We start from the raw sequence: 12,566 nt of genomic DNA, 5'->3' as shown, positions 1-12,566 counted from the left end.
TTTTTGTTTAGATTGATTTTTGACACTCATATTCTAAACGGGAAACTCTCACTTTTTAGAGTGAATTGTCAGATCAAGTCTGATCTTCTACAGCTTAGCCTTTAACACGTTGTTCCAAAATCACATTCAGTGTTTTTTGTTTCTGTTTCAACGCATTTTCGGGTTCGGCTTTAACTAGTAAGGTATAAATTAAATCAAGAACGAAAAGTTGTGACATTTTAGTACCGATAGAATCTCCTTGCATATGCCCCTGTCGATTACCATTAATTAACACATAATTAGCCTCTTCCGTGACGGGGGAACGTAAATTGTGTGTAATCGCAACCGTTGTCGCTTTATTTGCACGAGAAAAACGTAGTGATTTCACAATTTCTTCAGAATAGCCTGAATGACTAATCCCTATAACTAAATCCCCCTCTTTCACCAATGCCGCCTGCATATACATAAAATGATTATTTGTGACTGCATCGGTTTGTAGCCCAATACGCATTAATTTATGTTTTGCATCTTCTGCGGTTAACCCAGAAGAACCCACTCCAAATAAAAAGATCCGTTTTGCCTTACGTAATTCTTCAACAACTTTTTCCAACACGTTAAAGTCAAGCAAATTAATAGTCTCTTCAATAACGTTATCTAAACTCACTTTGAGCTTCTCAGCAATATCTTTCGATGTATCCGATTCTGAAACATCCGTATCAAGCAATACTCTATTATCTTGATTTGTAGCCAACTCTATTGCAAGCTCTAATTTAAAGTCGGTATAACCTTTAAAACCTAATGTACGACAAAAACGAATAAAAGTTGCTTCACCAACATCTAATTGTTTGGCCACTTCAGATAATGAACATTGGCTAAGTAATTCCGGCTGAGATAAAATAGCAGCAGCTATTTTCTTCTCTGTTTTGGTTAAACTATGTTGTAGCGAGCTAATTGTATTAAGAATTTTTCCCCGACTAGACATAGTAGCCTCCTAAATCAATTCAACAGGTACTTTCACCACCAGTTTTTTCAATGTTTTGTTGCCATTCACCGAATTTCCAGGCTTATGTGGTTCATAAGGGAGGAAAATAGCGAACATATTTGGCTTGAGGATCAAGTTATTTTTATCATCAATCTCAGCTGTTAATTGGTAGTCATCTTCATCTCGATATTCATCATACTTAGATAAATCTGGCTGGCTTAACCCGTATTCAATCATTTCTTCGCCGTCTATCAATAATTGAATATCGATAAATTTTCGGTGTAACTCTGCTTTTTTCCCCTCAGCTGGCGTAGTTTCAAATGACATTACATTCATGCGAATACCATTTTCTAATTCTTGCCAGCCTAATTCCAAATTAACTAAATCTAAACTTTTTAATTTTTTACAAAGGCGAGCGAATACTGGTGGAAGTGATTTTAAATAATCATCTCTTGATAAATCGGCTAATATCATATAATTCTCCTAAAAATAACTAATTCTAATAATCTGCTCCATACTACTAAAATTTATTAAGATACACTCCAATAGAAGTAGGATAATTCGTAAAATATATAATCTCAATAAGCAAACATCAAAAATGAGAAGGTGATCAAATTTTAAAAAATACTTTTTGCAAAAAATTAGCTAAATTTGACCGCTTGTTCGCAAAAGGGAATGCAATAAACGAAAAAGGAAGCCTTCGCTTCCTTCATTTAAATGTTAAGAGACCGCAAACTGAAGATTTGTACTCGCCAATATTTTTTGCTCTTCTTCTAAATCTATTGAAATCAGTGGATTATTCGCTAAGAAGCCCTGTTCAAAGGTAAGTTGCCAAGCATTATTTTCAATCACCAAATTCAACTGTTTCGGCACTACAGTCGCTTGGCGAGAACGGTTTAATAGCACCGCTAGCCGGAAAACCCGTACCAACGTTAATACATCTCTACATTGGTAACGGTTGATACTACGAATATCCGAGCGTTTGAATCCTTTAAGGTGGTATCGCATTAATACCGATAGAAGGGTTTGCTGTTCAAAATCAAATCCCGGTAAATCTCGGTTTGCAATCAAATAAGCAGAATGACGATGCACATTATTGTGGTTTACAACAATACCAATCTCGTGTAATAAACTTGCCCATTTCAGCATTGAACGCAGATCTTGCACTTGGCGGCGGTTCTTCCAAGTTTTGATTTGGTCAAATAAAATCAACGCCGTATGCTCCACCCTTTTTGCTTGCTGTTTATCTAAAGCAAATTGCTCAGCTAACGCTTCTGCAGTCCGTTGGCGAATATCCCCAACTTGGAAACTTTTCTCCAAACCATACATTACCCCTTCTCTTAAAGCCCCGTTGGAATAACGTAATACATCAATTCTAAAAGTGTGAAAAAGTGCTAAAAGAATAGCTAAGCCCGGAACTAGCACATCTGCTCGTTCATCAAGTAAGCCTCGTAGCTTAATCTCATTTAACGATTTAAACTCTAGGCAAATATCAATAATTTTCTGTAGGCGGCTTTCTGTAATTAAGCCATCACGATAGCCATTGGCAATCAGCACTTGATGGACGGTTTTAATCGTACCGGAAGAACCTAAAGCATAGTCCCAACCTAACTCTTTGTACTCCCACATTAAATCTTCGATTTTTTCCATTGCAAGCTGATAGGCACTATCAAAACGCTCAATCGTTAATTCCCCCTGCGGGAAAAAGCGTTTTGCAAAACTCACACAACCCATATGACGACTTTCCGCTCGAATCGGGGTAAAGTCATCACCAATAGTCATTTCCGTTGAACCACCGCCAATATCTACCACTAATTTTCTGCCAGTTTCGGGTTGGGTATGGCTAACGCCCGAATAAATCAGCCTCGCCTCTTGTTGTCCGGAAATAATGGAAATCGGGTAAGGAAATACTGCTTTCGCTTGCTCCAGAAAAGCTTGGTTATTGATTGCTCTACGTAAGGTATAAGTGCCAACCACCTTCACATTCTCTGCAGAGAACCCTTCTAAACGTTTTGCAAATAAAGCTAAACAAGCAATGCCTCTATCAATCGCATCTTGGCTTAATACTAAGTTTTCATCAAGCCCATCTGCCAGCCGTACACGCCGTTTCAAACGGGAAAGCACTTGAATGGAACCATTTACGATACGGGCTACAATCATATGAAAGCTGTTCGAGCCTAAATCAATAGCTGCAAACTCTCTAGGAGCAATATTTGATGACATAATGAAACCCTGTACCAATAACTGAAATAAGTAAGATATTACCATTTTTGAGCCCTAGATATCACTACAAATTTAGCGTTATTCGCGAGAATTAATTTAAATCATAAAATGTGATAAATTTTTTTGACGAATTGACGGAAAAAGAATAGGATTTACGAGCTTACTTAATTCAACACTACATCAAGGGAGATTGATATGTCTGAAGTGAATAAATCATTCCACGATATGCTGGAATATGTGCATCTTTATCGTCTAAAAAACAAACTGCACCGTGAAACGGCGGATAATGATCGCAAAATTCGAGATAATCAGAAGCGTGTACTTTTATTAGATAACCTAACGCAATATATTACCGACGAAATGTCTATCGAGGAAGTTCGAGCGATTATTTCCAATATGCGTGATGACTATGAAAATCGAGTAGATGATTATATGATCCGTAATGCGGAACTTTCCAAACAACGCCGTGAAATCCGCCAAAAAATGGCCTCTCACAAACAAGCACCAACCAATAAAAAAGCATAAAAAGCCAAGCGGTCTGATTTGCAAAAAAATATGCAAATCAGACCGCTTGTGATTAAGCAGAGATTAATTCAGCTTTTTCATTGCATCTGCCACAAATTCTGCTTCCGGTCCCAAAATCACTTGGTAGCCATTCTCGCCTAATTTGATATTACCTTTTGACCCTAACGCTTTCAATTTGGTTTCGTCTGCTTTCGCCGTATCATTTAAGGTTAGGCGTAAGCGGGTAATACAAGCATCAATGCTGGTAATATTCTCTTTACCACCTAATGCTTCAACAAATTTGGCAGCTTGTTCGCTACGAGAAACAGTATTCACTGTTTGTACTTCGCTATCTTCCTCACGCCCCGGCGTTTTTAAATTAAAGGCTTGGATCACTACTCGGAATAATACATAGTAAATTACTGCGAATACGATACCTTGGGCCAATAACATATACCACTGCACTGCCAGCGGATTTCGTGTCGATAACACTAAATCGACCAACCCTGCACTAAAACCGAAACCGGCAATCCATTCCATTGAGGCTGCAATATAAACAGATAATCCGGTTAATAATGCGTGAACCACATAAAGCACAGGTGCAACAAACATAAAGGCAAATTCAAGCGGTTCCGTAATGCCGGTGAAGAACGAAGCTAAAGCAGCAGCAAACATAATAGAGGCTACTTGCATTTTCTTAGCCGGTTTCGCACTGTGGTAAATAGCTAATGCTGCCGCAGGTAAGCCAAACATCATCACCGGGAAGAAACCAGCTTGATACATACCTGTTACTCCTATCACTGCTTTGCCCTCAGCCAATGATTTTGCCCCACCTAAGAAGTTTGGAATATCATTAATGCCTGCAACATCAAACCAGAAAACCGAGTTTAATGCGTGGTGTAATCCAACCGGAATTAATAAACGATTAAAGAAAGCATAAATACCTGCCCCTAACGCCCCCATATCTTTGATAGATTCCCCAAAAGAGACTAAAGCACCAAAAATAACCGGCCAGACATAAAGCAAGATAAATGACACCACAATCATTACCACTGACACCACAATCGGCACCAATCGTTTACCGCTAAAGAAAGACAATGCTTTCGGTAACTCTACTTGGTAGAAACGGTTATAAATTTCGGCTGAAATAACCCCTACTAAGATCCCGATAAATTGGTTGTTGATTTTACCGAATGCTGCAGGCACTGGATCAACTGCGATCCCTTTTAGCTGAGCAACGGTCCCCGGAGACAACAAAGTGGTAATTACTAAATACCCGACTAAACCGGATAATGCTGCTGCCCCATCTTTTTCTTTTGACATACCAAATGCCACACCCACGGCAAATAGAATAGACATATTATCAATAATTGCCGCCCCAGATTTAATCAGCAATGCCGCTAATTGGCTATTTGTTCCCCAGCCGTCCGGATCAATCCAATAGCCTATACCCATCAATAATGCTGCTGCTGGTAATGCAGCAACCGGCACCATTAATGCACGCCCAATTTTTTGTAAATAGGTTAATGTACTCATAAAAGCCTCCAAAAATACCTCATAATGAGTAACTGAAGCATAGAAAAAAACCGATTAAAGAACAATCAAATAAATTTGGTTTTGTGATCCATTTCAAAATATTTTTTAGGAGTTTTTATTCAACATTAGAAATATGTTTACTTTTTATCGCTATATTTTAAATAATTACCTAAATAGCATTGGATTACCTAAATATTCATTGACAAAACATTAATAAAACGGTATTTCTATGCACACTTTTCAATACTGTTGAAAAAGAGTAATGGGCTTGCCATTACGGGAGAGGTGCAACACTCAGGCAACTTGATTTTAGGCAACTAGGGCCGTTTGAGAATTAAGTGATGGGAGTGATTGCCGAGGTGTGAATTCACTAGACTGGAATTAACATCGGCTGAATAGGTTGAATCCTATCAGCTGTCATTTAATAGGTTATTTCACCATATTAAATGGAGTGCTCTGATTAATTGGTTCAACAATAAAACCGTATAATCTACTCAAATTTCCTTTCCGAATATCCCCTAACACAATATTTATCTATTTTTGTTTTAAGGAAATTTTTATTATGTCTCATCTTTCTGTGGCTAAATTTGGTGGTACAAGTGTTGCAAATTTTGATGCAATGACCTCTTCTGCCAATATTGTAATTGCTGATGCAAATACTCGTGTGGTGGTACTTTCTGCCTCTGCTGGCGTAACCAATTACTTAGTGGAACTTGCTAACGGCTGTGAAAAAGAACACCGTGATGAAGTCATCGCAGCAGTCCGCCAAATTCAATACAATATTATTGAAAAATTACAACATCAAGATGCCGTTAAAGCGGAAATCGACGAATTATTAGAACGTATTGAAACATTAGCAGAATCAGCCAGCCTTGCTACTTCAGCTGCCTTAAGTGATGAGTTAATCAGTCATGGGGAAATGATGTCCACCAAAATCTTCACGCAATTATTAATTGAACGTGGACACCCGGCAGTATGGGTAGATGTGCGTGACGTTGTGGCAACAAACAGCCATTATGGAAAAGCAGCACCAAATGACGAGAAAACCCAGCAACAATCAGACAATGTGATTAAGCCATTAATCGCATCAGGCAAAATTGTGATTACACAGGGCTTTATTGGTCGTGATGATGAAGGCAAAACCACTACTTTAGGACGTGGCGGTTCAGACTACTCTGCTGCATTGTTAGCAGAAGTATTAAATGCTAACGATGTACTCATTTGGACAGACGTACCGGGGATTTATACCACCGATCCTCGTGTTGTACCGAACGCTCAACGCATTGACACAATGGCATTTAACGAAGCGGCAGAAATGGCAACATTTGGAGCGAAAGTATTACACCCAGCAACCTTATTACCGGCAGTGCGTAGCAATATCCCTGTATATGTTGGCTCAAGCAAAGCACCGGAACAAGGCGGCACTTGGGTAACCCGTGATCCACAACCACGCCCGACTTTCCGTGCGATTGCATTACGCCGCAACCAAATTTTACTCACTCTTTCCAGCCTTTCAATGCTACACGCACAAGGTTTCTTAGCGAATGTATTTGCGATTTTAGCGAAACACAAAATTTCGGTTGATGTGATTACCACTTCCGAAGTCAGCGTTGCATTGACCCTAGATAAAACGGGCTCAGCCTCTTCAGGTGCAGATATGTTATCAGCGGAATTACTCGATGAGCTTAACGCATATTGCAATGTGCAAGTAGAAAGCGACCTCGCTTTAGTCGCTATTATCGGCAACAACTTACACGCTCAGTCCGGTGTGGCGAAAAAATTATTCCACACTCTTGAGAATTACAACATTCGCCTAATCAGCTATGGAGCAAGCAGCAATAATGTTTGTACCTTAGTGAAAAATGCAGAAGCAGACGATGTGGTTCGTTCGCTTCACAAAGGCTTATTTGAATAAGCAATAACTCCATTGCAAGCGGTTATTTGGGGCAAAATTGTTGGATTTACCCCCTAACCGCTTCTTCTCTTTACTCAACAATCTCTACCGTTGAATTGGTACTAAGCCCTCTCACTAGCTGTGAGCCTTTTCTTGCTCGTTCGCCACGGTAGTTATCAATATCGCTCGGTTTTAATGTGATTTTGCGTTTACCGGACACAAAGACCAGCGAGTTGGTTGGTTTGATGACCAATAAACGGGCTAAATATTCATCACCGGATTTTGCTGCGGCAGCGGAAATATTGATAATTTTATTGCCTTTACCTTTGGAAAGTGCCGGTAGTTCACTCACCGGGAAAACCAACATCCTACCGACATTACTCATTGCCACTAAAGATAAATTTTCATCATTTTCCAATAATTGCGGCGGCAGCACTTTTGCGTTTTCGGTTAAAGAAATAACCGCTTTGCCGGCTTTATTACGAGAAACCAAATCTTCAAAGGTGCAAATAAAGCCGTAGCCTGAATCGGATGCCATTAGCACTTTGGTTTCCGAATTTGCCATTAATACTTGTTGAACAGTTGCACCTTCAGGTAGAGTGATTTTGCCTGTAAGTGGCTCACCTTGCGAGCGTGCAGAAGGCAGTGAAGTTGGATCGAGTGCATAAGCTCGCCCAGTGCTGTCTAAGAACACCACAGGCTGATTACTTCTGCCCCTTGCGTGGGCAAGATAATCATCTCCGGCTCGATAGCTGAGGGCTTGAACATCAATATCATGTCCTTTGGCACAACGTACCCAGCCTTTTTCAGACAAAATCACTGTCACATCTTCGATTGGGGTTAAGTCGCTTTCCGCAATCGCTTTAGACTCCGCTCGTTCCACCAGAGGTGAGCGGCGTGGGCTGGCAAATGCTTTGGCATCGGCTTGAATCTCTTTCTTAATCAGGCTGTTCAAACGGCGTTCCGAGCCTAAAATCAGTTGCAATTCATCACGTTCTTTTTCCAGTTCGGATTTTTCCGCCTGTAATTGATGCTCTTCCAATTTGGCTAAGTGGCGTAAACGTAAGTTCAGGATCGCCTCTGCTTGCACATCGGTCAGATTAAAACGAGCCATTAACTCGGCTTTCGGCTCATCTTCATTGCGAATAATCTCAATCACTTCATCAATATTGAGAAATGCAATCATCAAACCGTCTAAAATATACAAGCGGTTTAAAATTTTATCTAATCGGTAATTCAGGCGGCGAGTGACAGTGGTACGTCTAAAACTCAGCCACTCATTGAGAATAGTCAGCAAATTCTTCACTGCCGGCTTGCCGTCTAAGCCAATCATATTCATATTGACTCGGTAGCTTTTCTCCAAATCGGTCGTCGCAAACAGGTGATCCATTAACGCATCAAAATCAATGCGATTAGAGCGTGGCACAATCACAATGCGAATCGGGTTCTCGTGGTCAGATTCATCACGAATATCGTCCACCATCGGTAGTTTTTTATTCCGCATTTGGGTTGCTACTTGCTCAATAATTTTTGAAGGAGAGGCTTGGTGCGGCAAGGCTGAAATCACAATTTCACCCTCTTCTTTTTTCCACACCGCACGCATTTTAATAGAACCACGCCCCTGCTCATACATTCTGGCAATTTCCGCTTTTGGTGTGATGATTTCAGCCTCTGTCGGGTAATCCGGCCCTTGTACCACGCTTAGTACATCATCAAGCGTTGCTTTCGGGTTATCCAGCAACATCACACTGGCATCAGCCAATTCATTAATATTGTGTGGTGGAATATCGGTTGCCATTCCCACCGCAATCCCCATCGTGCCATTCAACAAAATATGCGGTAAACGAGCCGGCAGATATTTCGGTTCTTCCAACGAGCCATCAAAATTGGGCTGATAATCCACCGTTCCTTGCCCTAACTCGCCCAATAAAATTTCTGCAATTTTAGACAGTTTCGATTCGGTATAACGCATTGCAGCGAAGGATTTCGGATCGTCCGGAGCCCCCCAGTTGCCTTGTCCGTCCACTAACGGATAGCGGTAAGAGAACGGTTGAGCCATTAGCACCATTGCTTCATAGCAGGCACTATCACCGTGCGGATGGAATTTACCTAATACATCCCCCACGGTACGGGCTGATTTTTTATACTTTGCCGAGGCGTTTAGCCCAAGTTCCGACATCGCATAAATAATACGGCGTTGCACCGGTTTCAAGCCATCGCCAATAAACGGCAATGCCCGGTCCATAATTACATACATCGAATAATTGAGGTAAGCATCTTCGGTAAAACGCTTAATCGGCATCTGTTCAATGCCTTCATAATTGATTTCTGTGGTCATTTTTTATCGATATTTATATTAAAAAAACGAGGGCTATTTTCTACGATTTAGCCTGTTTAGTCTAGCCTGAAACACAAGCGGTCGTTTTTTCTGATTTTTTTACCATTGTCATCATTTTGTCATATTCTTTTTCTACACTAAGCACGTGAAATTAACTCACGCTAACTTTAAGGAGAACAATATGATTGCCAAACGATTTAAACTACTTACCGTTTTAGGCATTTCTTTTTCACTTTCTGTCGCAGCAAATGCTCAAACCATCACAGGAGCCGGTGCTTCTTTCCCTTATCCTATCTACGCCAAATGGGCAGGTTTATATGAAAAAGAGACCGGTAATAAAGTCAATTACCAATCTATCGGTTCCGGTGGCGGTCAGCAACAAATTATTGCCAAAACAATTGATTTCGGTGCTTCTGATGACCCGATGAAAGGCGAAACATTAGCAGAACACAAACTTTTGCAATTTCCCGCCATCATTGGGGGAACTGTACCGGTTGTCAATATTCCTGAACTTAAATCTGGCGAACTGAAACTGTCCGGTAAAGTTCTTGCCGATATATTCCTAGGCAAAATTACACAATGGAACGATCCGGCAATTGTCGCACTTAATCAAGATATCGCCCTGCCGGCAAAAACAATTTTAGTCGTACGCCGCTCAGACGGTTCAGGCACAACTTTCGGTTGGACAAACTATCTTTCTAAAGTCTCTGCCGAATGGAAGGAGAAAGTCGGCGAAGGAAAATCGGTGAAATGGCCGGTCGGACAAGGCGGAAAAGGAAATGAAGGTGTCGCAGCTTATGTGAAACAGCTCAAGTATTCTATTGGTTACGTAGAATATGCCTATGCTAAACAAAATGCTCTGGCTTGGGTTTCTATGCAAAATGCAGATGGTAAATTTGTTCAGCCTTCCCGTGAAACGTTTGCTGCTGCCGCTGCTAACGCCGATTGGAGCCAAACAGCCGGTATGGGCGTTATTTTAACCAACGAAGCGGGAGAAAAAGCCTGGCCGATTACCGCCGCCAGTTTTATCTTGATTCATCAACATAGCGACAAACCAGAGCAAACTAAAGGGGTATTTAAATTCTTCGACTGGGCATTTAAGCACGGTAAAGATGCGGCTGCCGAACTGGATTATGTGCCTCTACCGGATAATGTAGTAGAGAAAATCCAAACTCAATGGAAAACGGAAGTTAAAGATGGACAAGGAAATTCGCTCTACTAATGCAAAACGACCGCTTGTATGGAGCTTAACTAACAACAAGCGGTCGTTTTTTCACAACATTTTGCAAAAGAGTTGTCACTATGCATAAACATAAAATTGATAACAAATGCTTAAACCATCCTTGGGTAGAGGGGTTATTTCATCACACAACCCGTTTCTTTGCTTTGCTGGTTTTTGCCTTGTTGGTGGTGGTGCTGGTTTCATTATTGCTTGGCAGTTGGGAAGCATTAAGCCGATTCGGGGTATCATTCCTATGGGAAAACGAGTGGAACCCTGTGAATGACCGATACGGTGCATTAGTGCCGATTATCGGCACATTGATTTCTGCCGGCATTGCATTAGTCATTGCCGTTCCAGTCTCGTTCGGCATTGCGACTTTCTTAACCGAACTTGCACCGCAATGGCTAAAACGCCCTGTCGGCACAGCGGTAGAAATGCTGGCGGCTATTCCCTCTATTATTTACGGTATGTGGGGGCTGTTTGTATTTGTACCCTTATTTCAAGAATATGTGCAACCGTATTTGATAGATACATTTGGTCAGCTTCCCTTTATCGGTATGCTTTTTAGCGGGGCTCCTTTCGGGATCGGGCTATTCAGTGCCGGCTTGGTATTGGCGATTATGATTATTCCCTTTATTGCCTCAATTATGCGTGATGTTTTCAGTGTTGTACCGCCTTTACTGAAAGAGTCTGCTTACGGTTTAGGCTCAACCACTTGGGAAGTTATTTGGAAAGTCGTGCTACCTTACACCAAAACCGGAGTAATCGGTGCAATTATGCTCGGGTTAGGTCGAGCATTAGGCGAAACAATGGCAGTTACCTTTGTGATCGGTAATGCCTTTATGCTACCTGATTCGGTATTTTCCCCTTCAACCTCCATCGCTTCTGCTATCGCCAATGAATTTAATGAAGCCGGCGGATTACAAAAATCAGCGTTGATGAGCCTAGGGCTAATTCTGTTCCTTATTACTTCGATTGTTTTAGCCGCTTCACGTTTATTAATCGCACGAATGGGTAAACAGGAAGGAAAACGAGAATGAAAAATTACCAAAACCGACGCTTTTATTGCCGAAAAATAAAAAATGTCTTGATGTTAAGTCTTGCCTATTCCGCTGTATTATTTGGCTTATTTTGGCTGGTCTGGATTATTGTTACTTTACTCCAAAAAGGTATCCCTGCACTGTCTTGGGAACTGTTTACCCGCCCGACTCCTGCACCAAATGAAACAGGAGGATTACGTAATGCAATTGTCGGCTCTATACTGATTGTCAGTACCGCAACACTGATTGCAACACCAATCGGTATTTTAGCCGGCACTTACTTGAGCGAATACGGGCGTTATACCAAATTGGCAAAATTCACCCGTTTTTTGAATGATGTGTTGCTCTCTGCTCCTTCTATTATTATCGGCTTATTTATTTATGCGATTTATGTCGCACAGGTTAAACACTATTCAGGCTGGGCAGGCTCATTAGCATTGGCGGTATTAGTGATTCCGATTGTTGTTCGAACTACCGACAGTATGCTCAATCTTGTGCCTAATAATCTGCGTGAAGCAGCTGCGGCTCTCGGCTGCCCACGATGGAGGGTAATTACAATGCTCTCTTATCGTGCCGCCCGCTCCGGCATTATTACCGGCGTGTTGCTCGCTGTTGCCCGTATTTCCGGAGAAACCGCACCGCTATTGTTTACCGCATTATCCAACCAGTTTGCCTCTTTAGATATGAATGCACCAATGGCAAACCTCCCTGTGGTGATTTATCAATACGCAGCCAGCCCGTTCGCTGACTGGAATACATTGGCTTGGGCAGGTGCAATGCTTATTACTCTGTTTGTGCTTTCTCTTAATATCATCACTCGTCTGTATTTCAGCAAAACAAAATAAGGA

At 41.3% G+C, this 12,566-nt stretch carries 10 protein-coding genes and 1 riboswitch; of the genes, 5 read left to right on the top strand and 5 right to left on the bottom strand.

The genetic code is table 11. The annotated features are described in order from the left end of the window. Positions 1-94: 94 nt before the first annotated feature. The 3 genes from EDC41_RS05140 to ppx form a co-directional block, all read right to left on the bottom strand. The gene (locus EDC41_RS05140) at positions 95-961 is read right to left on the bottom strand and encodes a MurR/RpiR family transcriptional regulator (protein ID WP_006252308.1); all 867 of its coding nucleotides are present in this window, start codon (positions 959-961) and stop codon (positions 95-97) included. A gap of 9 nt (positions 962-970) precedes the next feature. Continuing rightward, positions 971-1,435 carry an N-acetylneuraminate anomerase gene (gene nanQ, locus EDC41_RS05135; protein ID WP_006248605.1) on the bottom strand — a complete coding sequence of 155 codons (465 nt, stop codon included), beginning with the start codon at positions 1,433-1,435 and terminating at the stop codon, positions 971-973. Positions 1,436-1,681: 246 nt separating this feature from the next. After that, positions 1,682-3,184, bottom strand: a complete 1,503-nt coding sequence (ppx, locus tag EDC41_RS05130) for an exopolyphosphatase (RefSeq protein ID WP_006252309.1) — start codon at positions 3,182-3,184, stop codon at positions 1,682-1,684. Between the two features lie 195 nt (positions 3,185-3,379). Here ppx and EDC41_RS05125 point away from each other — a divergent pair, with 195 nt between their 5' ends. Further along, positions 3,380-3,709 carry a DUF496 family protein gene (locus tag EDC41_RS05125; RefSeq protein ID WP_006252310.1) on the top strand — a complete coding sequence of 110 codons (330 nt, stop codon included), beginning with the start codon at positions 3,380-3,382 and terminating at the stop codon, positions 3,707-3,709. Positions 3,710-3,772: 63 nt separating this feature from the next. Here EDC41_RS05125 and nagE read toward each other — a convergent pair whose 3' ends face one another. Then, complete coding sequence (gene nagE, locus EDC41_RS05120) at positions 3,773-5,224, bottom strand: N-acetylglucosamine-specific PTS transporter subunit IIBC (protein WP_115262408.1); 1,452 nt, start codon at positions 5,222-5,224, stop codon at positions 3,773-3,775. Between the two features lie 272 nt (positions 5,225-5,496). Next, positions 5,497-5,689, top strand: a riboswitch (Lysine riboswitch). A 97-nt stretch (positions 5,690-5,786) separates the two neighbouring features. Here nagE and lysC point away from each other — a divergent pair. Beyond that, on the top strand, positions 5,787-7,139 hold the full coding sequence (gene lysC, locus EDC41_RS05115) for a lysine-sensitive aspartokinase 3 (RefSeq protein WP_006248578.1): 1,353 nt from the start codon (positions 5,787-5,789) through the stop codon (positions 7,137-7,139). A 70-nt stretch (positions 7,140-7,209) separates the two neighbouring features. Here the strand turns inward: lysC and parC are convergent, their stop codons facing one another. Further along, on the bottom strand, positions 7,210-9,456 hold the full coding sequence (gene parC, locus EDC41_RS05110; protein WP_006252312.1) for a DNA topoisomerase IV subunit A: 2,247 nt from the start codon (positions 9,454-9,456) through the stop codon (positions 7,210-7,212). 184 nt (positions 9,457-9,640) lie between these two features. Here parC and pstS point away from each other — a divergent pair, with 184 nt between their 5' ends. The 3 genes from pstS (at position 9,641) to pstA (ending at position 12,563) form a co-directional block, all read left to right on the top strand. Next, complete coding sequence (pstS, locus tag EDC41_RS05105) at positions 9,641-10,678, top strand: phosphate ABC transporter substrate-binding protein PstS (RefSeq protein ID WP_172459174.1); 1,038 nt, start codon at positions 9,641-9,643, stop codon at positions 10,676-10,678. Positions 10,679-10,758: 80 nt separating this feature from the next. Then, a complete protein-coding gene (gene pstC / locus EDC41_RS05100) occupies positions 10,759-11,718 on the top strand; it encodes a phosphate ABC transporter permease subunit PstC (RefSeq protein WP_006248575.1) in 960 nt (319 codons plus the stop codon). Continuing rightward, entirely contained in the window at positions 11,715-12,563 is an 849-nt protein-coding gene (pstA, locus tag EDC41_RS13680) for a phosphate ABC transporter permease PstA (protein ID WP_020824086.1), read from the top strand. Before pstC ends, pstA begins: the two co-directional genes overlap by 4 nt. Positions 12,564-12,566 lie beyond the last annotated feature (3 nt).

Origin of the sequence: Mannheimia haemolytica (genome assembly GCF_004342115.1) — a bacterium.
Lineage (GTDB): Bacteria > Pseudomonadota > Gammaproteobacteria > Enterobacterales > Pasteurellaceae > Mannheimia > Mannheimia haemolytica.
This window is presented reverse-complemented; position numbering and strand designations above follow the sequence as displayed.